The sequence below is a fragment of the Pseudophaeobacter sp. 1A16562 genome (assembly GCF_041008785.1).
In the GTDB taxonomy this organism is placed as follows: Bacteria; Pseudomonadota; Alphaproteobacteria; order Rhodobacterales; family Rhodobacteraceae; genus Phycobacter; species Phycobacter gallaeciensis_A.
In genome coordinates, this window is record NZ_JAXGFT010000026.1 from 1 (window position 1) to 23,829 (window position 23,829).

Consider the following 23,829-nt stretch of genomic DNA (forward strand, 5'->3'; position numbering starts at 1 on the left):
ACATCCTGCTGGCGCGTCAGGTTGGCGTTCCGGCGCTGGTCGTGTTCATGAACAAGGTTGACCAGGTCGACGACGAAGAGCTGCTCGAGCTCGTCGAGATGGAAATCCGCGAACTGCTGTCGTCCTACGACTTCCCGGGCGACGATATCCCGATCATCGCAGGTTCCGCTCTGGCGGCGATGGAAGGCCGTGACCCGGAAATCGGCGAAAACAAAATCAAGGAACTGATGACGGCTGTGGATGAGTACATCCCGACCCCCGAGCGTGCCGTTGACCTGCCGTTCCTGATGCCGATCGAAGACGTGTTCTCGATCTCCGGTCGTGGTACCGTTGTGACCGGCCGTGTTGAGCGTGGCGTGATCAACGTTGGCGACGAAATCGAAATCGTCGGCATCCACGACACCAAGAAAACCACCTGCACCGGTGTTGAGATGTTCCGCAAGCTGCTGGACCGCGGCGAAGCCGGCGACAACATCGGCGCGCTGCTGCGTGGCGTTGACCGTGACGGCGTTGAGCGTGGTCAGGTTCTGTGTAAGCCGGGCTCCGTGACCCCGCACACCAAATTCGAGGCAGAAGCATATATTCTGACCAAAGAAGAAGGTGGCCGTCACACCCCGTTCTTTGCGAACTACCGTCCGCAGTTCTACTTCCGGACCACCGACGTGACCGGCACCGTTACCCTGCCGGAAGGCACCGAGATGGTGATGCCGGGCGACAACCTGAAGTTCGAAGTTGAACTGATCGCCCCGATCGCGATGGAAGACGGTCTGCGTTTCGCCATCCGTGAAGGCGGCCGCACCGTCGGCGCTGGCGTTGTGTCGAAGATCATCGAGTAATTCGCACTCGCGAATGATCAAACGGAAAGGGCGCCCCTGTGGCGCCCTTTTTGTTTGAACGCGATGATCCCGAGACGCACCAGAAAGACTGTGTCGAAGATCATCGAGTAATCAGGTCTCCTGATTGCGGATGGAAAGGGCTTCCTTCGGGGGGCCCGTTTTCTATGTGTACAAAGCTGAGCAGGGCAGGGGCCGCTTCGGCAATGGAATCGTTTGGCCTCAGACGGATTTGATCGGATCAGGCACGCGCTCGGCGGCCTGGTCTGCCTTGTCGGTAATTTGGTCCAGAGCCTGCTCAAGGCTTTGCCTCAGGGCCTCTGCTTCGTCGTCTGTCGGTTTCTTAGGAACGGTTTCCTGCCATTCCTGACAGATCAGCACGCCGCGGGAAAACGGTAGCGGCAGCATCTGCTTGTCCCAGGTGGGCAGCTTCAGGACCTTCTTTTCCGCAAAGGCCACGGTGAAGACCCGGCAGCCGGTCATGCGGGCCCAGGTGATCGGCACGCCCGAGGAAATCCTGGCAGGGCCGCGCGGCCCGTCGGCCGCGATCCCGATGGAACAGCCTTCCTTGGTGCGGCGCAGCACCTCCCGCGACAGGGCAACGTGGCGCTTGTGGCTGGACATCGGGATTGTCTCGAAACCAAGCCGCACCAGGATTTGCCCGGCCAGCCGTCCGGCCCGCGCCGCCGAGGTCAGGGCGCAGATGCGCCCCAGAGAGGTATCGAACAGGTAGGGCGCCATGATCAGCCGCTGATGCCACAGAACAAATATGACTGGCTCGCCGCGTTTGACGCAGGCGTCCATCTCCTCGAAGCCGCTGCGTTGCCAGCGTGAGGTGCGATAAGCGAATCGGACGTAGGCGGCGAACAGCCCCTCAATGGTGCGGTTGAAGCGCGGGCTGTCTGCGATGCGTTTTCTCAGGCTCACGGCAGGGTCCTTTTGGCTCTGTCATAAAGCAGCGGATGGCCCGCTGCTACCCCACAGGGCATGACAAGGCCTGTATACGGGCGTGACAGCAAAGGGAGAGGAAGAGGAGAGGGACTTTCCCCGCATTTCCGGCCATTTCCCTCTTGCCTCCTGCGCGGTGGTGGCTTAGGAACTGCCGCACCGTAGGGGTATAGCTCAGTTGGTAGAGCGACGGTCTCCAAAACCGTAGGTCGCGGGTTCGAACCCTGCTGCCCCTGCCATTCCAATCTTTCAAAAAAATTCTGGGCATGACGAAGAGTGGACGTTTGGTTGTTCGTTTGAGAATTTTGCTCTTAGAGGCGTTTCCCATCGGTGTGGTTTCAGCCACCTACGCTTCTCCCCTCGGTTCTTACTCATAAGGGATTTCTTCCCGCGAAATGGAAACAGCCCCGGAGGGATCCGGGGCTGCTCGGGAGAAGCGTGTCTCAGGCGGACTGGGCCATGGGCCATTCGTCCGGAGGAACCTCTCGGAGTTCCAGGATATCACCGGCCACATGCGCTGAAGAAGACACCGTGAACCCGCCCATCAGCGTTGCCAGTTTTTCGGCATCGCTGCTGAGCAAGTGGCCCGCTGCGTTGGTTTGCTCGACCATGGCCGCGTTCTGCTGGGTGACCTGATCCAGTTGGGACACCGCGATGTTGGCTTCGGACAGTCCGGTCGCCTGTTCGCTGGTGCCGTCCGCAATATTGCCAACGAGGCTGGAGATATACGAGACCCGGTCGACAATGCTCCTGAGAGCTTGCCCGGCTTGGTCAACCAGTTTGACCCCAAGCCCGACCTGTTCGGTGCTTTTGGTAATCAAAACCTTGATCTCATGGGCCGCATCGGCGGTCCGCTGGGACAGGCTGCGAACCTCAGATGCAACCACCGCGAAGCCCTTGCCGGCATCACCCGCGCGTGCAGCTTCGACCCCCGCGTTCAGCGCCAGCAGGTTGGTTTGGAAGGCGATATCGTCGATCACGCCGATGATCTGGGCAATCTGGTCGGAGCTATCCGCGATATCTTTCATCGCCTTGACTGTGTTTTCCACCACTTCACCGCTATCGGTTGCCTCTCTCCGGGCATCCTGCGTTGTCGTGGCTGCATCTCGTGCGCCATCGGCGGCGGAGCGGACGCTGGCCGTCAATTCCTCAAGCGCGGCTGCGGTTTCTTCCAGAGTTGCAGCCTGGCTTTCGGTACGGTGCGAGAGATCGTCCGAGGCCTGGCTGATTTCGCTGGACCCATTGCGGATCGATTCCGCTACGGCGACCACATCCACCACCGTTAGGTTGAGCGTCTCGGCGGTTCTGTTGAAATCTTCCTTAAGCTGGGCATAGCCATCGGTCAGTTCCTCTTCGATCCGATAGGTCAGATCACCACGCGACAGATTCGCAAGCCCGGTGCCCACCGCGTTCACGGCTGCGGTCTGTTGGGCCTGGTTCGCCGCGCGCTCTTCCGCTGCAACGCGTTCGATTTCCTCTTTCTCGACCAATCCATCCCGGAACACTTTCAGCGCCCCGGCGATGCGGGCGATTTCGTCGCTGGCGCGGTCGAAACCCGTGACCGGGCTCATATCGCCCTGCGACAGCCGTTCGGTTGTCAGGCTGATCCGGTTGAGGGGACGCACGATCAGCAGGTGATTGAGTACCAGCACGCAGGACACGAAGGCCGCGCCCATCCAGGCGAGAGTCACCAGGTTGCTTTTCACCTCAGTTGAATCCTCGGCGATATTGACCGCCCGATCCGTGATCGCGTCTTGGCTAGCGCGGCCCCTTAGCGAGGCGAGACCGGCAATTTCCAGCACCGCCTTGGCAGTGTCATCTGCTGCCTGAACCGCAGTGCCATCGGCAAGCAGTGACTGAATGCGGAAATGGGCGAGGCCAGTGTCGGGCGCGGCCATCGCGGCAAGACCGTCCAGCCCAGCAGCAAGGATGCCGTCGCCGAAGTCCCGGTATCCGGCCAGAGCCGTGGCGGCTCCGGACAACGCCTTCTGGCTGGCCTTCGCCTGCTCGACGGTGGCAGAGGTCGCGATCTTCAGGGCTTCGATCTGGAAGGCGCCCAGTTTGGCGTTGATTTCCAGCAGCGTGTTCATGAAGGCGACCTCGTTGTCCAGAAGGCTCTGGATGGTGTCGCGGTTGTTGGTGCTGGCATCTTCGGCGGCGATGGTCAGCTCAAAGACCATGTCATCCACAGCAGAGGCTAGGGCGACGTCAGCGGACTGGCGCGCTTCTAGCACTGCGTCGCGCTCGACCTGCCGAAAGGTGCCTGCGGCAGCGATTGCTGTGTTCAGCGTACTCAGGACGCTATCGAGCTCTTCCACGACGGAGAGGCCATTTTCCGATCCCTTGAGAACCTCTATCGATCCGGTGAGCCGGTCGTTCGAGGACACCGCGATATCCCGGATGATCGACACCATGGCGCTGTCCCGGGTCGTGGTTAGGGCCAGGGCTGCGCCGGACATCAGGTTGATTTCGGCACGAATTTCCAACAGGGACTGAAGCGTGGCAAACTTGTTCTCGACCAGATCGAACATGGTCTCTTCGATCGAGGAGATCGTGTCTTCGCCATTGATCGAGATATCGAAATAGGCATTGTCTGCCGTCTCAAGCAAAACCACCTGCAGCTCGGCGGCGATGTTTTGCAATTCCTTGGTCATAGTGGCAAAGCGTTCGGAGTATTCAAAAACATTCTCGCGGGCCTCAATGGAAGTCAGCAGGGTGCCTTCGACCTGGCTGCGGGCGGTCTCGAATTCTTCCTGGGCCTCTGGCGGCAGGGCTGCGATCGAGGTCTGCAGGCCGCTCAGAGATGTCTCGACCTCGGAGGCCGCCGACGAAAGGGCAGCGATGTTTTGCGCGATCATCACACCGACCATGGCGTCTTTGGTTTTGGACGCGGCCGCAATCAGCCCGTTGCTTTGCGCCAGCGTCGGCAAATCGTCGGAGGTCATTTCCGCGACGCTGGCCGAAACACGGTCGAACGACTGATAGATAAGATATCCTGCGCCGCCGGTCACGACTGTGAAGGTCAGCAGGATGAACGTGATTTTGCCCCGAATACTCGACAGCACGTTCAGACGGCGTAAGAGGGTGGATCCCAGTTCCCGGATCATGATGACACCTTTGCGATGAAACTTTGGTCTGCGCCTGCCCGCGTATCGGGCAGGCGCCTATCTTGCGCGGTCAGAGGTCGCGCGTTTGGAGATCAGGATCCGCCGCCCGGCACGACAGGTGCAAAACCACCATCCGCGGTGATCCGGGTCAGAAAGACGTCATCCATGCCCTGGTTGTCGTCGGCGCCAAAGACCATCTTGGCGCCGCCAAGGTCCACCGTGGACAGGCCAGACAGCGCCGCCAGGAAGCTTTCGCGGGTCAGGTCCTTGCCCGCATCCTTCAGCGCCTTGATGGCGAGACGACCGACGATGTATCCTTCGAGCGATACGAAGCCCGGCTTGGCTGCGGGGTCATAGGCTTTCAAGGCTTCGGTGTATTGTGCCACTACCGGAATGGAGCTGTCCCACGGGAAGGGGACGACCTGGCTGATGATGACGCCTTCGCCTTCATCGCCCAGCTCCTGTGCCAGGGCTTCGGATCCCACAAAGGAGATGTTCACGAAGGTCGCGTCGAGCTTCAGTTTGCGCGAGAGCTTGATGAATTCCGCCACGGGTTTGTAAGCGCCAACCATGACGACCGCGTCCGGCTTTGCCTTGCGGATGGTAAGCAGGGCCTTTTTGACGGCGGTGGTGTTGCGCGTATAGGTGCCTTCCGCAGCAAGCGTCATGCCACGCTTTTCAAGGGCGGCGGTCACGCCCGCGAGGCCAACCCGGCCAAATCCATCGTCCTGATAGAGCAGTGCGATGGATTTCATTCCCTGCTGGTCGACGAGGTATTCAATCCATGCTTCGGTTTCGGTGGCATAGGTCGCGCGCACGTTGAAGATGTTGCCGTGGCTTGCATCGCGCAGGAAGCCGGCGCCGGTGAAAGGACCAATAAATGGTACATTTGCCGCGGTCGCGATCGGTTGGGTCGCAGAGGCCGTCGGGGTGCCGACAGCGCCGATCAGCCCGATGTGGTCGTTTGCATCCACCACCGATTTGACCAGCGCCGCGGAGCGATCAGGTTCATAGCCGTCATCCATACTGTCCAATGTCAGGGTCCGGCCATGCACGCCTCCTGCGGCGTTTGCCTCTTCGAACGCAGCGCTAATCCCCAGGCGCATACCTTGGCCAAGAGCCGCCGCCGGACCTTCAAAGGCCGCGACCTGGGCAAAAGAGACATTGTTCGCGGTTACCCCCTGATCTGCCTGCGCAATAAATGGCAAGGCTGCAAAAGTGGCGGCTGCAAACATTGTTTTTCTGAGTGACATTTGGGAGCTCCGTTATTTCTGGTGAGGGTTCCCGATAATTAATGCGCTCGGGACTCTTAATGCTTTCGCAAAGGTGTGAAGTTTGAGGTGGAAAAATTATATTACAACTTTAATCACCTTTGAGGTGGGTATTCGCGCAGGTATCCCGTTTGAAGTGTGCTGCGAGTGTTTTTTAAGGCGCTGAATTTAAGGAAAAAAAGTCTACTAGGGTTCTTTGGCGTCGTGGGGTGAACTAGTGTTTGTTTCCCAGTAGATCAGAGCGCGATTGATTTTGGGCTCACCGTATTCGATCGCCTGCCTGATCTATTCGGCAAAGCCTTCTGTTCGTGTAAAGCAAAAAGGTGTTTCGCGGGCGAGCAGGTAACTTTCCGCTTTTATTTAGGTCTTTGAGTACACCTACTGGCCGTTTCTAAATCTTTTCCAAACCAAGTGGGGGCAAATAGGGCCGGCTCAATAACGTAGATTCACAATTTCGTGTAATGTTTTTTGGAAGGCCGATTCCTACATACAGATTTTGGATCACGTTTTTGAGAGCCCCTACATCGCGAGGCGAAACATCGGGGGCTTTCGATAGGTTTCAGCGCAAAAGAGATCCTGCACGGGGCTGAGGTTACGGGGAAACAGAATCAGTTGCTTCCCTGCATGACCTTATCCCGGCGGGCTGAGGCTATTGGTCAGATAGGCTGATGCAATCAGAATGAGGAGGATCACAAAAGCCTCTACGATGATTGAGCAGGGCAGATGGTGCACCGCGTTGCGATCGCCGCGCTGCATGGCCGGAATGAAATGCAATTTGTTTGCTGCTGCGGGGGGGGGGGCGAACGACCTGCGGCCAGGGCCTGCTTGCAAACAAGCGCCAAGCCATAGGAGGTGGAGAAAAGGGCGGCCAGACCTCCCAGCAGGAGCCAGGCCATGATGTGGCCGACCAGGATCAGGCGGGGCACAACGAGCGCCGCAGTCTGCCCGAACCGGTGGCTAAGCTGTGCTGAGGTTTCGAAAGATCCGGAGACCGCGTCGGGTGCCACAGCGACGCAAGAATGCCGACCCAGAATGCGGCGCGGGTCAGTCGCAGGACCAACAGCGGACGCAACCAGATCTACCCAATCTCTGGCACACGGCCAATTTGGGCCGGGGACCACAATGTCATCGTGCCGCCGCCCAGTTAAACCTAGGGCTCAATGCGGGGTATGAGGGCACCTGCTAACAGGGGGCGATGCCGCCAGAGATCTGGTAGATCAGTGCATTACCCACTGGCGTCTGCCACAACAACCCGACCATTTCCGGGGCGGTCATTCCGGCATGTCACCCGTCAAGGCTACCCCACACAGGGAAAAGCAAGAAAGCGCGCCCATAAGGCCAAGGCAGGCCAGCAGGGCGGTTTGGCGCGTTTTAAAACGTGGTCAGGCGTTCGGCGGGCGCTCCGGATTGTTGGGGGAGTGATGGGCTTTTCCATGGGAGGGATTGTCAGGCCTCATCCCATTTTGGTCGTTTCGACCGTCGCGCCGTGGTCGTAGGACGGTAGTACAACGGCATGACAGGAGAACGGGAAGCGTGGATCAAGGGCGGTGTCTCCCGAGGCCGTTTCTCTAGCCGTTGGGGGTATGGATGGCGGATGGTGTGTGCCTGTAGCAATGCCTGCCCGGATGGCTCGCCATGTGCGTATGCATAGCGCCCTTCTGCCCCGTTGGGAGTAGGAAGTCCGCAAAATGCAGTGCTGAAAGCATGGACATGCGGACATCTGAGAATTCGTTGCGGTTGCGCGCAACATCGCAGGTGCTGGGTCGAAGCGCTGCGTGGATCGGCGGCACGACAAAGGCCGCAGTGGGTAACCTCTGCGGCCTATTGAATCTCTAGCAGGTTCCGGGTGTCTGATCAGGCCGCTGCACTGGCCCGCGCTTCGCTCGACAAGGTTTTGTGTTGCCGGTGGCTTGGGATGTCGACATGTGCCGGGGGCAGTCCCTGCAAGTGACGGTCAAAGATCATGTTGAAACCTTGCTCCAGATCACGGGCAAAGCTGTCCGTGTCAAAGAGAGGCGATTTCAGACGCTTGCTCATCAGCTTACCGCGCAGCGCGACCAGGGCTTCCGTATCATTGGCCAGGGTCAGAGCTTTTTCTTCGTAGTCGGCTTCGTCCTTGGCGATGAGCTCCGGCAATCCGACTGCATTGACCAAGCTGGCCCCGACGCGGGCGGCGAATTGGCGTCCGGGCATAGTCAGCACCGGCAACCCAGCCCAGAGCGCATCGCTCGCGGTGGTGTGGGCGTTGACGGCAAATGTGTCGAGGAACAGGTCTGCGGCGCGATGCCGGGCCAAGTGTTCAGCGTGCGGCATGCGGGGGGCAAAGATCAACCGGTCCGGATCGACCCCGCGTGCCTGTGCTTCGCGGCGCAGGTTTTGCTTCGAGGTTTCCCCACTGTCCAGCAGCCACAGGACGCTGCCTTCTGACTGATTTAGCAGCCGCATCCAGATCTCGAATTCCCGGGGTGTGATTTTGTAGCTGTTGTTGAAACAGCAGAAGACGGTGCCAGTGTCAGGAAGTCCGCACTCACGCCGGGTGTACTGTTTGCCGGAAATCTCGCGATCCTGATCGTTCACCTGATAGCTGTTCGGCATCCGGATCAGATGCTCTTCGAAGAAACGCTCGCTGCCGGGGGGGCAGGTCATTGCATCGCCAATCAGGTAGTCAAAAGCGGTGGTCCCCATGGTGCCGGGATAGCCGAGATAGGACACATGAAGCGGTGCGAGGCGGTTGCCGAACAGCTCGGTTCGGGTGTCTCCGGTGAAGCCTTTCAGGTCAACCGCAATATCCAGTCCATCTGACTGGACAATATCCAGGAGCTGGCTGTCCGGTAGGCCCGCGACATTGCGGAATTGCGCAACATTGCGGGCCACGCGCTCCTGTTCACTGTCGGCAGGGGCGGCGCCATAGGAATAGACGCTGATATGGAACTGGGTGCTGTCATGACGTGAGAACAAGCCGCCCATGAGGTGCATGGTTGCGTGACTGTGAAAATCGGAGGAAAAATAGCCAATACGCAGCTTTTGGGGACGTTTGGCAACCCGCGCCGGTTTCGCTGCAGGCCGATTACCAAACCGCTCGTTAGCATAGGCCTGGGTGCGCAGGCGCAACAAATCCGGATTGTCCTCAAGGGTCATCATGATGAAGGGTGCGCAAGAGGTTCCCTGCAATCCCAGATGACGCCGGTGTTCGTTGTATTCAGTGACCCAGTTCCAGTCGTTCAGTTGTGCCATCATGTGCAGTTTCTGGACGCGGGCACGGTCGTTCCCGGGGTTTGTTTGCAACACGGCCTCGAAATTGCGGATGGCCTCATGCTGATTGCCGGCAGCCAATTCCATTTGACCCAGATTGAAGCGTGCTTCGGTCAAATCGGGGTTCAGCGTGGCGGCTTTTTCGAACAGGGTCTTGGCCTTGGCCAGATCCCCAAGGCGGCGCAGAGTGTTGGCGTGGTTGTAGATCAGGCTCGGATTATTCGGGGCCAGTGAGGAAGCACGTTCAAGCAGTTGCGCGGCTTCGCCTTGCTGCCCCTGGCCTGCCAGCAGATTGGCCAGATTGTTCAAGGCGACAATGTGATCGGAATCGAGCGACAGGGCTTTTTTGTAGAGGGCAATCGCATCACTCGTGCGGCCCATTCTGGCGCAGACGTCGCCCATTGCCGAATAGGTGCCCGGCGCACGCGGATTCAGCTCGCACGCCTTGTTGAGGCAGGTTGCGGCTTCATCCAGATTGCCGGAGTGGAGGTGGCATTGACCCAGTGTATCCCAAAGAAAGTGAGACTTGCGGTAAGTATTCAGGAGGGTGGCGCAGACAGAGGCCGTTTGTGGGTAGTGACCTGCTGCGAAACTGGCCGACAGTTTTTCTTTTGCGTCGGTCGGGAGTTCCTGTTCATGCTGCATCCGCTGCTGCAGGGCTTCCAGAGCCTTGCGTGCCCGCGCATTTTTGGGAAACCGGTTCAGAATATCGGTGTAGACGAGCGCTGCGTCATCCAGCTTTGCGTCGCGTTCAAGGCGCTGAGCCTCGTTCATAGAAGTTGCGATGGTCATGGCATCCTGTCTCAATTGCACGCTATGGTCAGCCTCTGCACCTTCTGGTGGCTTACGGGGCGTTGGTCCCGACCATGAAGGAAGAGCATTAATATCGGATTGATCTTGTTCGCGACCGCAGCAGGTAAATGTGAGGCAGCCGATTTGGTCCGTTTTGGCTCCTGCTTGCGGCGTTGGGTGAAGGCGTTGCGTGCTTCCGGGCTTGAATTCAGCGCTCGCAACGGCTAAATCCCGGCGAACCTGCTAGCAGAGAGACCAAGCCACATGGCCACCATAAATCCCGTTCAGTTCATCCAGCAAGTTCGCGCTGAAGTTGGCAAAGTCGTATGGCCGACCCGCCGCGAAGTGCTGCTGACCACCGTGATGGTCTTTGTCATGGCGGCTTTGACGGCTGTGTTCTTTGCTCTGGTCGACCTGCTGATCCGCACCGGTCTGACCGGCATCCTGGGTATGTTCGGCTGACAGCCGCAGGGTGATTCCGGAGCAGGGGTTTCCTTGCATGGAAATACCTCCCTACCTCTTGATCTTGATCCCTTTGGACGGTAGGTGAGCCGGTAACTCTGGCATGGGCGTGCGGCGAATCGTGTTGCGCGCCGATTTTTGTTAGGGCACAGCCAAAGGGTCAGTCCCGAGGCTGATAGCGAATTTAAGTGAAGGCGGCGCAGCGCGCCCAGCAAAACAAGGACGATCAGGCTCATGGCGAAACGGTGGTATTCGGTCAGCGTTCTTTCGAACTTCGAAAAGAAAATCGCAGAGCAGATCCGCGCCTCGGTTGCCGAAAATGGTCTTGAGGACGAAATCGACGAAGTTCTGGTCCCCACAGAAGAGGTGATCGAGGTTCGTCGAGGCAAGAAAGTCTCGACCGAGCGCCGTTTCATGCCGGGCTATGTGCTGGTGCACATGGAAATGTCCGATCAGGGCTATCACCTGATCAACTCGATCAACCGCGTGACCGGTTTCCTTGGTCCGCAGGGTCGTCCGATGCCCATGCGCGACGCCGAGGTGAACGGTATCCTGAACCGCGTTCAGGAAGGCGAAGAAGCACCGCGTACCCTGATCTCCTTTGAGATCGGTGAGCGGGTCAAGGTCAACGACGGCCCGTTCGAGGATTTCGACGGCACTGTCGAAGGGGTCGACGACGAGCATCAGAAGCTCAAGGTCACCGTATCGATCTTTGGCCGGGAAACCCCGGTCGAACTGGATTTCACACAGGTCACCAAACAGGCCTGATGTGATTTTGGCGCGCCGTTTGTGCGGTGCGCGTACATCGTGGGAGGCGAGGGGGCCGCGGCACCCGGACCAGACCACACAACAGTAAGGCCCGAAGGACGCGTCCCGAGGGTGTTGGATAAGGAGAAACCAGATGGCCAAGAAGCTTGCTGGTACAATGAAACTGCAGGTTCCTGCAGGTCAAGCGAACCCCTCCCCGCCGGTTGGTCCGGCTCTGGGTCAGCGCGGCATCAACATCATGGAATTCTGCAAGGCGTTCAACGCCAAGACCGCAGACATGGAGCCCGGCGCGCCGTGCCCGACCGTGATCACCTACTATCAGGACAAGTCCTTCACCATGGACATCAAGACGCCGCCCGCGTCTTACTACCTGAAGAAGGCTGCCAAGGTGAAATCCGGTGCCAAGACCCCGAGCCGTGAAACCGTTGGTACGGTGACCGCTGCTCAGGTGAAGGAAATCGCCGAAGCGAAAATGAAAGATCTGAGCGCCAACGATATCGAAGCGGCGATGCAGATCATCCTGGGCTCCGCCCGCTCCATGGGCATCGAGGTGAAGTAAGATGGCAAAGCTCGGTAAACGTACCCGCGCAGCGCGCGAAGCCTTCGCTGGCAAAGAGAACCTGACCATCGAAGAAGCTGTTGCCCTGGTGAAGGCCAACGCCACTTCGAAATTCGACGAAACCATCGAGATCGCCGTGAACCTGGGTGTCGACACCCGTCACGCCGACCAGATGGTTCGTGGTGTGATCGGTCTGCCCAACGGCACCGGCAAATCCATGCGCGTTGCTGTTTTTGCACGTGGCGCCAAGGCGGACGAAGCCAAGGAAGCCGGTGCGGACATCGTTGGCGCCGAAGACCTGATGGAAACCATCCAGGGCGGCACCATCGAATTTGATCGCTGCATCGCAACCCCGGACATGATGCCTGTCGTCGGCCGTCTGGGTAAGATCCTCGGCCCGCGCAACCTGATGCCGAACCCCAAGGTTGGCACCGTGACCATGGACGTGAAAGCGGCCGTGGAAGCAGCCAAAGGCGGTGAAGTTCAGTTCAAGGCGGAAAAAGGCGGCGTTGTGCACGCAGGTGTCGGCAAAGCCTCCTTCGACGAAGCCAAGCTGGCCGAAAACGTCCGCGCCTTTGTTTCGGCTGTTGCCAAGGCAAAGCCGTCGGGTGCCAAGGGCGCTTACATGAAGAAGATCGCGCTGTCTTCGACCATGGGCCCGGGCGTCACCGTCGACGTGGAAAAAGCTGTCAGCGAATAAGCTGGCATGATAAATGTCGAAGGGCGGTGCCGTTGGCGCCGCCCTTTTTTTGTTTGGTGGGCCGTTTCTTAGAGGAGCAGCGGATGGCAGAGGGGAGCAATGCCTGGCATCTGATCGCAGTGGTCAATGAGCCGCTGGAGGAGACTTTGCGTTTTGCCAGCTGGTATCTTGACCTTGGCGCGCGCAGTCTGATCCTGCTGTTCGACAATCCCGATGATCCGGCCATCCCTGTACTTTCCCCACATCCAGCCATCACCTGCATTCCCTGCACAACCGGGTTCTGGCGCAGCATCGGCATTGCCGCGCGCGCCCGCTTTCCCAAGCGACAGATCCGGGCGCTGACCTGGGCCTATCGCCAGATCGCCTCTGGGTGGGTGCTGTCCGTCGATGCGGATGAGTTTCTATTTGCGAACGGCGGGGCTGGTGATATCCGCGCAGCGCTGGCCGGGCAGGGGGTGGAGACACAGGCGCTACGGATTGAAACCGCCGAAGTGGTTCCGGCGCTTGAACGGTCTGAGAAAACCGTGTTCCGCACCCCGATGCCACGGGCGGTCCGGCGTGATGTCTATGGAGAGGATGTGCCGCTGTTTGGGCCGCGCCGGATGGGGCTTGTCGGCCACCCGCAGGGGAAATCCTTTATCCGGGCTGGGCTGCAGGATATCTATCTGCGCCAGCATTGGGCGCATGACGCCGAGGGGCAGCGCTTGCCTGAAGTCGTATTGGGGGCCGCTAGCGGGCTTTACCTGCTGCATTACCTGGCCCCGGAGTATGAGGGCTGGCGCCGCAAGATGGCCTGGCGCCTGGCGTCCAGCGGCTTCACCAAATACGTCGGAGATTGCATCCGGGAGATTGAGGCAGCGGGGCACGCCGAGGCGGCGCGAGAGGCTGCGCTTTTGGCCCTTTACAACCGGTTGCACCGGGTCCGTCCCGAAGTGCTGGCGCGCATGCGGGCCCATAGTGTATGTTTAGAAGCAGAGGTGGATACGGCCGCGCCGCTGGCGCGAATGCTGGATCTCTCCGTGCTGACCCTGCCAGGGCGATCGGCGGCCTGAGTGCGAACTGCTCTGTGGGTCAAATTTCCGCTTGGAAATCACGTCTCAACGCTTTAACTACGGCCATGAGGTAAAGCGTGCGATTCGTCGTGCGCTTTATTTCATTTCGTCCAAGATGGTGGGTGGCCTCTCGATCGGGCCTTAATTTCCCTCCTGAGACGGGAAAGACCAATAGATCGAGGGTTTCTATACCCTCGGGCGACTTTGGCTAACCCCGTATTGCGGACTTGAACGCCGGGCCATCTGGTTCGGCACATCAAAGAGCCGGGGAGCGCAAGCCCCCCAAAACCTGGAGAGAACTGTGGATAGAGCCCAGAAAGAGAAATTGGTCGAGGAACTCGGCCAGATCTTCGAAAGCTCTGGCGTGGTGGTCGTAGCCCACTACACCGGTCTGACAGTTGCCGAGATGCAGGACCTTCGCGCACGTGCTCGTGACGCGGGCGGTGCCGTGCGTGTTGCCAAAAACAGGCTCGCCAAAATCGCCCTCGAGGGTAAGCCGTGTGAAAGCATGTCTGACCTGCTGACAGGGATGACCGTACTGACCTATTCCGAGGACCCCGTGGCAGCAGCCAAGGTGGCCGAGGACTTCGCCAAGGATAACAAGAAGTTTGAGATCCTCGGCGGCGCAATGGGTGAGAACGCTCTGGACCGTGCCGGTGTCGAAGCCGTGTCGAAAATGCCGTCCCGCGAGGAGCTTATTGCTACCATCGCAGGCATGCTTGGCGCACCCGCTTCCAACATCGCTGGCGCAGTTGGCGCACCTGCAAGCAACATCGCAAGCATCCTTTCGACCATCGAAGAGAAGGCGGAAGCTGCGTAAGCGGTTGGCACTGAATGACCGGCGTGGAGCAAATGTTCATACGCTGGAAACACATACTTACAAACGGAAAGAGCTGATAAAATGGCTGATCTGAAGAAACTGGCAGAAGAGATCGTTGGTCTGACCCTGCTTGAAGCACAAGAACTGAAAACCATCCTCAAAGACGAGTATGGCATCGAGCCCGCAGCTGGCGGCGCTGTGATGGTTGCAGCTGGTGGCGACGCCGGTGGCGCAGCTGAAGAAGAGAAAACCGAATTCGACGTCGTTCTGAAGAACGCCGGCGCTTCGAAAATCAACGTGATCAAAGAAGTTCGCGCGATCACCGGCCTGGGCCTGAAAGAAGCCAAGGAACTGGTTGAAGCCGGCGGCAAGATCAAAGAAGGCATCGACAAAGCCGAAGCCGAAGACATCAAAGGCAAGCTGGAAGCAGCTGGCGCCGAAGTCGAAGTGGCCTAAGCCACCTTTGGCGGGACATAAGGGCAGCGGTTTCCCTGCGAAATCTTGCTCTGCGCTCCCTTAGAATTTGGCTGGATCCGGGGAAACCCGGGTCCAGCCGAACCTGTCTCAGAAAGGGACCTTTTGATTTGGTCTCTTTCTTAGGCGCGGTTCACAGGATCGGGAGGCAGCCATTCGGGACGGCGGCCATGAATTGATCCGAACGCTCTATCTCGTATGGGCAAGATGCCGAAGCCCGGCGGCATCCTTGTCCGGTGAGAAATTCGAAAGGTGACATCTGACATGGCTCAAACGTTCCTTGGCCAGAAACGTCTTCGCAAATATTATGGCAAGATCCGCGAAGTGCTGGATATGCCGAACCTCATTGAGGTTCAAAAATCTTCCTACGATCTTTTCCTTCGCTCGGGTGACGCCGAAGCACCGCTGGACGGCGAAGGTATCAACGGTGTTTTTCAATCTGTCTTCCCGATCAAGGATTTCAATGAAAACTCCGTGCTCGAGTTCGTGAAATACGCGCTGGAAAAACCGAAATACGACGTCGAAGAGTGCATGCAACGCGACATGACCTACTCGGCGCCGCTGAAGGTCACCCTGCGTCTGATCGTGTTCGATGTCGACGAAGACACCGGCGCCCGTTCGGTCAAGGACATCAAAGAGCAAGACGTCTTCATGGGCGATATGCCCCTGATGACCCCGAACGGTACCTTTGTCGTCAACGGCACCGAGCGTGTGATCGTCAGCCAGATGCACCGTTCGCCGGGTGTGTTCTTTGACCACGACAAGGGCAAGACGCACTCGTCGGGTAAACTGCTGTTCGCCTGCCGCATCATCCCGTATCGCGGCTCCTGGCTCGATTTCGAATTCGACGCCAAAGACATCGTCTTTGCCCGGATCGACCGTCGCCGCAAGCTGCCTGTGACCACCCTGCTGTACGCTCTGGGGCTGGACCAGGAAGGCATCATGGATGCCTATTACGACACCGTCACCTTCAAGCTGGACAAAAGCCGCGGCTGGGTCACGCCGTTCTTCCCCGAGCGCGTCCGTGGTACCCGTCCGACCTATGACCTGGTCGACGCTGCAACCGGCGAAATCATCTGCGAAGCGGGCAAGAAAGTCACACCGCGCGCCGTGAAGAAGATGATCGACGAGGGTTCGATCACCGAACTTCTGGTGCCCTTCGAGCAGATCGTCGGCAAATTCGTTGCCAAGGATCTGATCAACGAAGAAAACGGCGCCATCTATGTGGAAGCCGGTGACGAGCTGACGCTGGAATACGACAAGGACGGCGAGATCATCGGCGGCACCGTCAAGGAACTGTTGGACGCGGGCGTCACCGAGATTCCGGTTCTGGACATCGATAACGTCAACGTCGGCCCCTACATGCGCAACACCATGGCGATGGATAAGAACATGGGCCGCGACACCGCGCTCATGGATATCTATCGCGTGATGCGTCCGGGCGAGCCGCCCACCGTCGAAGCGGCTTCGGCTCTGTTCGACACCCTGTTCTTTGACTCCGAGCGTTACGATCTCTCCGCGGTTGGCCGTGTGAAGATGAACATGCGCCTGGCACTGGACGCCGAAGACACCCAGCGGACCCTGCGCAAGGAAGACATTGTCTCCTGCATCAAGGCTCTGGTGGAGCTGCGCGACGGTAAGGGCGACATCGACGACATCGACCACCTGGGTAACCGTCGTGTCCGTTCCGTTGGCGAACTGATGGAAAACCAGTACCGCGTCGGCCTGCTGCGCATGGAGCGCGCGATCAAGGAACGTATGTCCTCGGTCGAGATCGACACGGTGATGCCGCAGGATCTGATCAACGCGAAACCGGCGGCTGCGGCTGTTCGCGAATTCTTCGGCTCCTCGCAGCTGTCGCAGTTCATGGACCAGACCAACCCGCTGTCGGAAGTCACCCACAAACGCCGCCTCTCGGCGCTTGGCCCGGGCGGTCTGACCCGCGAGCGCGCAGGCTTTGAGGTTCGCGACGTTCACCCGACCCACTATGGCCGGATGTGCCCGATTGAAACGCCGGAAGGCCCGAACATCGGTCTGATCAACTCTCTGGCGACCTTTGCCCGCGTGAACAAGTATGGCTTCATCGAAACACCTTACCGCGTCGTCAAGGACGCCAAGGTCACCGACGAAGTGCACTACATGTCCGCGACCGAGGAAATGCGTCACACCGTGGCGCAGGCCAACGCGACCCTGGATGATGAAGGCAAATTCCAGAACGATCTGGTTTCGACCCGTCAGTCCGGCGACTACACGCTGGCGCCGCGCGAAAACGTTGACCTGATCGACGTTTCGCCCAAGCAGCTGGTCTCGGTTGCGGCCTCGTTGATCCCGTTCCTTGAAAACGACGACGCCAACCGCGCTCTGATGGGCTCGAACATGCAACGTCAGGCGGTTCCGCTGCTGCGCGCGGAAGCGCCGCTGGTCGGCACCGGTATCGAGGAAATCGTGGCCCGCGACTCGGGCGCTGCGATCATGGCGAAACGTGGCGGTATCATCGACCAGATCGATGCCCAGCGTATCGTGATCCGCGCCACCTCCGATCTAGAGCTGGGCGATGCGGGCGTTGACATCTACCGTATGCGCAAGTTCCAGCGTTCCAACCAGAACACCTGCATCAACCAGCGTCCTCTGGTGAAAGTGGGTCAGGAAGTGCGCAAGGGCGAAGTTATCGCCGATGGTCCGTCGACCGATATGGGCGAACTGGCCCTCGGTAAGAACGTCGTCGTCGCCTTCATGCCCTGGAACGGCTACAACTACGAAGACTCCATCCTGATCTCCGAGCGTATTGCGCGTGACGACGTCTTCACCTCGATCCACATCGAGGAATTCGAAGTCGCCGCCCGTGACACCAAGCTGGGTCCGGAAGAGATCACCCGCGACATCCCGAACGTCGGTGAAGAAGCGCTGCGCAACCTCGACGAGGCTGGCATCGTTTACATTGGTGCGGATGTTGAGCCGGGCGACATTCTGGTCGGTAAGATCACGCCGAAGGGCGAAAGCCCGATGACGCCGGAAGAAAAGCTTCTGCGCGCCATCTTCGGTGAGAAAGCCTCGGACGTCCGCGATACCTCGCTGCGTGTGAAGCCGGGTGACTACGGTACCGTGGTCGAAGTCCGCGTCTTCAACCGTCACGGTGTCGAAAAAGACGAACGTGCGCTGCAGATCGAGCGTGAGGAAGTCGAACGTCTGGCCCGTGACCGCGACGACGAGATGGCGATCTTGGATCGCAACATCTATGCCCGTCTAAAGGACATGCTGGTCGGCAAGACCGCTGTCAAAGGCCCGAAAGGCATCAAGGCAGGCTCGGAAATCACCGAGGATCTGTTGGCCTCCCTCAGCCGCGGTCAGTGGTGGATGCTCGCCCTTGAGGACGAGAAAGACGCCCAGATCGTCGAGGCCCTGAACGAGCAGTACGAAGTGCAAAAGCGCGCTCTGGATGCCCGTTTCGAAGACAAGGTCGAAAAAGTCCGCCGCGGCGACGACCTGCCGCCGGGTGTGATGAAGATGGTCAAAGTCTTCATCGCTGTGAAGCGTAAGCTGCAGCCGGGCGACAAGATGGCCGGCCGTCACGGCAACAAAGGTGTGATTTCGAAAGTGGTTCCGATGGAGGACATGCCGTTCCTCGCGGATGGTACCCCGGTCGATTTCTGTCTGAACCCGCTGGGCGTTCCGTCGCGTATGAACGTCGGTCAGATCCTTGAAACCCACATGGGTTGGGCTGCACGCGGTCTCGGCATCAAGGTGGATGAGGCGCTGCAGGAATACCGTCGTTCAGGCGATCTGACCCCGGTGCGCGATGCGATGCATCACGCCTATGGTCAGGACGTCTATGACGAAGGCATTGCGGATATGTCCGAAGCCGACCTGATCGATGCGGCCAACAATGTTGCCCGTGGTGTACCGATCGCGACTCCGGTCTTCGACGGTGCCAAAGAGGATGACGTTAATGACGCGCTGGTCCGCGCGGGCTTTGACAAATCCGGTCAGTCGATCCTGTTTGACGGCCGCACCGGTGAGCAGTTTGCCCGCCCGGTCACCGTCGGCATCAAGTATCTGCTGAAACTGCACCACCTGGTCGACGACAAGATCCACGCGCGTTCGACCGGTCCGTACTCGCTCGTCACACAGCAGCCGCTGGGTGGTAAGGCGCAGTTCGGTGGTCAGCGCTTCGGGGAGATGGAGGTCTGGGCTCTGGAAGCTTACGGCGCCGCCTACACCCTGCAGGAGATGCTCACCGTGAAATCGGATGACGTCGCAGGCCGGACCAAGGTCTATGAAAGCATCGTCAAAGGCGAAGACAACTTCGAGGCGGGCGTACCGGAATCGTTCAACGTTCTGGTCAAAGAAGTCCGTGGCCTTGGCCTGAATATGGAACTCCTGGATGCGGAGGTTGAGGAGTAAGGGCGTTTGCCCTTCTCCCGTCCCCCCTTCCGCAAGATTTGAGGTATCAAAATGAACCAGGAAATCACCAATAACCCGTTCAACCCGCTGACCCCGCCGAAGGTTTTCGATGAGATCAAGGTATCGCTGGCATCGCCGGAACGGATCCTGTCGTGGTCTTATGGCGAAATCAAAAAGCCCGAGACCATCAACTACCGGACCTTCAAGCCCGAGCGTGACGGTCTGTTCTGCGCCCGTATCTTTGGCCCGATCAAAGACTACGAATGCCTTTGCGGCAAATATAAGCGGATGAAATATCGCGGCGTTGTCTGCGAAAAATGCGGTGTGGAAGTCACCCTGCAAAAGGTCCGCCGCGAGCGTATGGGCCATATCGAACTGGCCTCGCCGGTTGCGCACATCTGGTTCCTGAAGTCGCTGCCGTCGCGCATCGGCCTGATGCTGGACATGACCCTGCGCGATCTGGAACGCGTGCTGTACTTTGAAAACTACGTTGTCATCGAGCCGGGTCTGACCGACCTCACCTACGGCCAGATGATGACAGAAGAAGAGTACATGGACGCCCAGGACCAGTACGGCATGGACGCCTTCACCGCCAATATCGGCGCCGAAGCGATCCGTGAAATGCTGGCCGCGATCGATCTGGAAGCCGAAGCCGAGCAGCTGCGCGCCGAACTGGCCGAAGCCACCGGCGAACTGAAGCCCAAGAAGATCATCAAGCGTCTGAAAGTGGTCGAATCCTTCCTCGAGTCGGGCAACCGTCCCGAGTGGATGATCATGACCGTGATCCCGGTCATCCCGCCGGAACTGCGTCCGCTGGTTCCGCTGGATGGCGGTCGTTTCGCGACCTCCGACCTCAACGACCTTTACCGTCGTGTGATCAACCGGAATAACCGTCTGAAGCGTCTGATCGAACTGCGCGCGCCTGACATCATCGTCCGCAACGAAAAGCGGATGCTGCAGGAATCCGTTGACGCCCTGTTTGACAACGGCCGCCGTGGCCGCGTCATCACCGGCGCCAACAAGCGCCCGCTGAAGTCGCTGTCGGACATGCTGAAAGGTAAGCAGGGTCGCTTCCGTCAGAACCTTCTGGGTAAGCGCGTCGACTTCTCCGGCCGTTCGGTCATTGTGACAGGTCCCGAGCTGAAGCTGCATCAGTGTGGCCTACCCAAGAAGATGGCGCTCGAACTCTTCAAGCCCTTCATCTACTCGCGTCTGGAGGCCAAAGGTCTGTCCTCCACTGTGAAGCAGGCGAAGAAGCTGGTGGAAAAAGAACGCCCCGAAGTCTGGGATATCCTCGACGAGGTGATCCGCGAGCACCCGGTGATGCTGAACCGCGCACCGACGCTGCACCGTCTTGGTATTCAAGCCTTCGAACCCACGCTGATCGAAGGTAAGGCTATCCAGCTGCACCCGCTGGTCTGCTCGGCGTTCAACGCGGACTTCGACGGTGACCAGATGGCCGTGCACGTGCCGCTGAGCCTTGAGGCCCAGCTGGAAGCGCGCGTCCTGATGATGTCCACCAACAACGTTCTGTCGCCCGCAAACGGCGCGCCGATCATCGTTCCCTCGCAGGATATGATCTTGGGTCTCTACTATGTGACCCTGGAACGCGAAGGCATGGTGGGCGAAGGCAAGGTCTTTGGGACCATCGACGAAGTTCAGCACGCTCTGGACGCCGGCGAAGTGCACCTGCACACCAAGATCACCGCGCGGATCACCCAGATCGACGAAGAAGGCAACGAGGTTCTCAAGCGTTTTGAGACCACCCCGGGCCGTGTTCGTCTGGGCGCGCTGCTGCCGAAGAACGCCAAGGCGCCGTTTGAACTGGTCAACCGTCTTCTGCGGAAGAAAGAGGTGCAGCAGGTCATCGACACCGTCTACCGTTACTGCGGTCAGAAAGAGTCGGTGATCTTCTGTGATCAGATCATGACCATGGGTTTCCGCGAAGCGTTCAAGGCAGGCATTTCGTTCGGCAAGGACGACATGGTGATCCCGGACGGCAAGTGGACCATCGTCGACGAGACACGCGAGCAGGTGAAAGATTTCGAACAGCAGTACATGGACGGCCTGATCACTCAGGGCGAAAAGTACAACAAAGTTGTCGATGCCTGGTCGAAGTGTAACGACAAGGTCACGGAAGCGATGATGAGCACCATCTCCGCCGACAAGCGGGACGAGAACGGTGCCGTGATGGAGCCGAACTCGGTTTACATGATGGCCCACTCCGGTGCGCGTGGCTCGGTTACGCAGATGAAGCAGCTGGGCGGTATGCGCGGCCTGATGGCCAAGCCGAACGGCGACATCATCGAGACACCGATCATCTCGAACTTTAAAGAAGGCCTGACGGTTCTGGAGTACTTCAACTCCACCCACGGTGCCCGTAAGGGTCTGTCGGATACCGCTCTGAAGACGGCGAACTCGGGTTATCTGACCCGTCGTCTGGTGGACGTGGCGCAGGACTGCATCGTGCGGGAGCGCGACTGCGGTACCGAGCGTGCGATCACAGCAGAGGCTGCCGTCAACGACGGTGAAGTGGTTGCCAGCATCGGTGAACGTCTGCTGGGCCGTGTTGCGGCCGAGGACATCAAACGTCCGGGCACCGAAGAGGTGATCGTCGCACAGGGGCAGCTCATCGACGAACGCATGGCGGATGCCGTGCAGGAAGCCGGTGTTGCCTCCACGCGGATCCGTTCGCCTCTGACCTGCGAAAGCGAAGAGGGCGTCTGCGCCATGTGCTATGGCCGTGACCTTGCGCGCGGTACCATGGTCAACTCGGGCGAGGCTGTCGGCATCATCGCCGCGCAGTCGATCGGTGAACCTGGTACACAGCTGACGATGCGGACCTTCCACATCGGCGGTGTTGCCCAGGGTGGTCAGCAGTCGTTCCTCGAGGCGAGCCAAGAAGGCAAGATCGTCTTCGAAAACGCTCAGATCCTGCAAAACGCCAACGGCGAAACGCTGGTGGTTGGCCGGAACATGAAGCTGATCATTCAGGACGAGCACGGCGAAGAGCGCGCCAGCCACAAGCTGGGCTATGGCTCCAAGCTGTTCGTCACCGACGGTCAATCCGTTGCCCGTGGCGACAAGCTGTTCGAATGGGACCCCTACACCCTGCCGATCATCGCGGAAAAGCCGGGTACTGCCAAATACGTCGATCTGGTTTCGGGCCTTGCCGTCCGCGACGAGACCGACGAAGCCACCGGTATGACCCAGAAGATCGTGGTCGACTGGCGTGCGGCACCGAAAGGCAACGACCTCAAGCCGGAAATCATCTTGGTGGATGCTGACGGCGAGCCGGTCCGCAACGATCTGGGCAACCCGGTTACCTACCCGATGTCCGTTGATGCGATCCTGTCCTGTGAAGACGGTCAGCAGATCGAGGCTGGTGACGTTGTTGCGCGTATCCCGCGCGAAGGCGCCAAGACCAAGGACATTACCGGTGGTCTGCCGCGTGTGGCCGAACTGTTCGAAGCCCGTCGTCCGAAAGACCACGCAATCATCGCCGAAATCGATGGTTACGTGCGCTTTGGCCGCGACTACAAGAACAAGCGCCGCATCTCGATCGAACCCGCGGATGAGAGCTTGGAAACCGTCGAATACATGGTGCCCAAGGGCAAGCACATCCCGGTGCAGGAAGGTGACTTCGTGCAGAAGGGCGACTACATCATGGACGGCAACCCGGCGCCGCATGACATCCTTGCAATTATGGGTGTCGAGGCTCTGGCGAACTACATGATCGACGAAGTTCAGGACGTTTATCGTCTGCAGGGCGTGAAGATCAACGACAAGCACATCGAGGTGATCGTTCGCCAGATGCTGCAGAAGTGGGAGATCTCCGACTCCGGCGAAACCACGCTGCTGAAAGGCGAACACGTGGACAAGCAGGAGTTCGACGCTGCCAACGAGAAGGCACTGTCGCGCGGCAAACGTCCGGCACAGGGCGCACCGATCCTGCTTGGTATCACCAAGGCGTCGCTGCAGACCCGTTCGTTCATCTCGGCGGCCTCCTTCCAAGAGACCACCCGCGTGCTGACCGAGGCTTCGGTTCAGGGCAAGAAGGACAAGCTGGTTGGCCTGAAGGAAAACGTCATCGTTGGTCGCCTGATCCCGGCCGGTACCGGTGGTGCAACCCAGCAGATGCGCCATATCGCTCAGTCCCGCGACAATGTGGTTCTGGAAGCGCGCCGCGAAGAAGCCGAGGCCGCAGCTGCTCTGGCCGCTCCGGTGATGGAGGACGACGTGTCCGGTGGCGACTTCGACAATCTGGTGGAAACACCGGAAAGCCGCGACTGATCCGTCGACTGACTTTTTGAAAATGAATGCCCCCGCGCCGATGGCGCGGGGGTTTTCTTTTGTCTGACGTCCCCCAACCGGCGAATGCCTCTTCCCA

Annotated in this window: 14 protein-coding genes and 1 tRNA gene; 11 read left to right on the forward strand and 4 right to left on the reverse strand. The window is 59.1% G+C overall.

Annotated features, from left to right (window positions below):
• Positions 1-836, forward strand: an 836-nt coding sequence (locus tag SM764_RS21805) for an elongation factor Tu (RefSeq protein WP_369002782.1), incomplete at its 5' end; no start/stop codon positions are given.
• Between the two features lie 219 nt (positions 837-1,055).
• On the opposite strand, the gene SM764_RS21810 is transcribed toward SM764_RS21805, so the two are convergent.
• Positions 1,056-1,760 (reverse strand): lysophospholipid acyltransferase family protein, encoded by a 705-nt coding sequence (locus SM764_RS21810; protein WP_369002783.1) that lies wholly within the window; start codon positions 1,758-1,760, stop codon positions 1,056-1,058.
• A gap of 184 nt (positions 1,761-1,944) precedes the next feature.
• On the opposite strand from SM764_RS21810, the gene SM764_RS21815 reads away from it, so the two are divergent.
• Positions 1,945-2,020 (forward strand) — tRNA-Trp (locus tag SM764_RS21815).
• 204 nt (positions 2,021-2,224) lie between these two features.
• Here the strand turns inward: SM764_RS21815 and SM764_RS21820 are convergent.
• The 3 genes from SM764_RS21820 to SM764_RS21830 all read right to left on the reverse strand — a co-directional run bounded on the left by SM764_RS21820 (position 2,225) and on the right by SM764_RS21830 (position 10,203).
• Positions 2,225-4,888, reverse strand: a complete 2,664-nt coding sequence (locus SM764_RS21820; protein ID WP_369002784.1) for a methyl-accepting chemotaxis protein — start codon at positions 4,886-4,888, stop codon at positions 2,225-2,227.
• Positions 4,889-4,980: 92 nt separating this feature from the next.
• A complete protein-coding gene (locus SM764_RS21825) occupies positions 4,981-6,141 on the reverse strand; it encodes an ABC transporter substrate-binding protein (RefSeq protein ID WP_369002785.1) in 1,161 nt (386 codons plus the stop codon).
• A gap of 1,872 nt (positions 6,142-8,013) precedes the next feature.
• A complete protein-coding gene (locus tag SM764_RS21830; RefSeq protein WP_369002786.1) occupies positions 8,014-10,203 on the reverse strand; it encodes an O-linked N-acetylglucosamine transferase, SPINDLY family protein in 2,190 nt (729 codons plus the stop codon).
• 264 nt (positions 10,204-10,467) lie between these two features.
• Here SM764_RS21830 and secE point away from each other — a divergent pair, with 264 nt between their 5' ends.
• From secE to rpoC, 9 genes are all read left to right on the forward strand, one after another.
• On the forward strand, positions 10,468-10,665 hold the full coding sequence (secE, locus tag SM764_RS21835) for a preprotein translocase subunit SecE (RefSeq protein ID WP_369002787.1): 198 nt from the start codon (positions 10,468-10,470) through the stop codon (positions 10,663-10,665).
• A gap of 234 nt (positions 10,666-10,899) precedes the next feature.
• Positions 10,900-11,433: a transcription termination/antitermination protein NusG gene (gene nusG / locus SM764_RS21840; RefSeq protein WP_065271492.1), complete on the forward strand. Its 534-nt coding sequence runs from the start codon at positions 10,900-10,902 to the stop codon at positions 11,431-11,433.
• A gap of 133 nt (positions 11,434-11,566) precedes the next feature.
• Complete coding sequence (gene rplK / locus SM764_RS21845) at positions 11,567-11,992, forward strand: 50S ribosomal protein L11 (RefSeq protein ID WP_065271491.1); 426 nt, start codon at positions 11,567-11,569, stop codon at positions 11,990-11,992.
• Between the two features lies 1 nt (position 11,993).
• Complete coding sequence (gene rplA, locus SM764_RS21850; protein WP_065271490.1) at positions 11,994-12,692, forward strand: 50S ribosomal protein L1; 699 nt, start codon at positions 11,994-11,996, stop codon at positions 12,690-12,692.
• 83 nt (positions 12,693-12,775) lie between these two features.
• A complete protein-coding gene (locus SM764_RS21855) occupies positions 12,776-13,744 on the forward strand; it encodes a glycosyltransferase family 2 protein (protein ID WP_369002788.1) in 969 nt (322 codons plus the stop codon).
• A 301-nt stretch (positions 13,745-14,045) separates the two neighbouring features.
• Positions 14,046-14,564, forward strand: coding sequence for a 50S ribosomal protein L10 (gene rplJ / locus SM764_RS21860; RefSeq protein ID WP_065271488.1), 519 nt, complete (start codon positions 14,046-14,048; stop codon positions 14,562-14,564).
• An 81-nt stretch (positions 14,565-14,645) separates the two neighbouring features.
• A complete protein-coding gene (gene rplL / locus SM764_RS21865; RefSeq protein ID WP_065271487.1) occupies positions 14,646-15,020 on the forward strand; it encodes a 50S ribosomal protein L7/L12 in 375 nt (124 codons plus the stop codon).
• 282 nt (positions 15,021-15,302) lie between these two features.
• Positions 15,303-19,439: a DNA-directed RNA polymerase subunit beta gene (gene rpoB, locus SM764_RS21870; RefSeq protein ID WP_065271486.1), complete on the forward strand. Its 4,137-nt coding sequence runs from the start codon at positions 15,303-15,305 to the stop codon at positions 19,437-19,439.
• Positions 19,440-19,490: 51 nt separating this feature from the next.
• A complete protein-coding gene (gene rpoC / locus SM764_RS21875) occupies positions 19,491-23,732 on the forward strand; it encodes a DNA-directed RNA polymerase subunit beta' (protein WP_065271485.1) in 4,242 nt (1,413 codons plus the stop codon).
• The last annotated feature ends 97 nt before the right edge of the window (positions 23,733-23,829 follow it).

What these genes read in the sequence shown, in the direction of transcription:
- rplL (WP_065271487.1), top strand. Translation starts at nt 14,646, where the DNA reads ATGGCTGATCTGAAGAAACTGGCAGAAGAGATCGTTGGTCTGACCCTG.
- rplK (WP_065271491.1), top strand. Translation starts at nt 11,567, where the DNA reads ATGGCCAAGAAGCTTGCTGGTACAATGAAACTGCAGGTTCCTGCAGGT.
- rpoC (WP_065271485.1), top strand. Translation starts at nt 19,491, where the DNA reads ATGAACCAGGAAATCACCAATAACCCGTTCAACCCGCTGACCCCGCCG.
- secE (WP_369002787.1), top strand. Translation starts at nt 10,468, where the DNA reads ATGGCCACCATAAATCCCGTTCAGTTCATCCAGCAAGTTCGCGCTGAA.
- SM764_RS21830 (WP_369002786.1), bottom strand. Translation starts at nt 10,203, where the DNA reads ATGACCATCGCAACTTCTATGAACGAGGCTCAGCGCCTTGAACGCGAC.
- SM764_RS21820 (WP_369002784.1), bottom strand. Translation starts at nt 4,888, where the DNA reads ATGATCCGGGAACTGGGATCCACCCTCTTACGCCGTCTGAACGTGCTG.
- SM764_RS21855 (WP_369002788.1), top strand. Translation starts at nt 12,776, where the DNA reads ATGGCAGAGGGGAGCAATGCCTGGCATCTGATCGCAGTGGTCAATGAG.
- rpoB (WP_065271486.1), top strand. Translation starts at nt 15,303, where the DNA reads ATGGCTCAAACGTTCCTTGGCCAGAAACGTCTTCGCAAATATTATGGC.
- SM764_RS21825 (WP_369002785.1), bottom strand. Translation starts at nt 6,141, where the DNA reads ATGTCACTCAGAAAAACAATGTTTGCAGCCGCCACTTTTGCAGCCTTG.
- rplA (WP_065271490.1), top strand. Translation starts at nt 11,994, where the DNA reads ATGGCAAAGCTCGGTAAACGTACCCGCGCAGCGCGCGAAGCCTTCGCT.
- nusG (WP_065271492.1), top strand. Translation starts at nt 10,900, where the DNA reads ATGGCGAAACGGTGGTATTCGGTCAGCGTTCTTTCGAACTTCGAAAAG.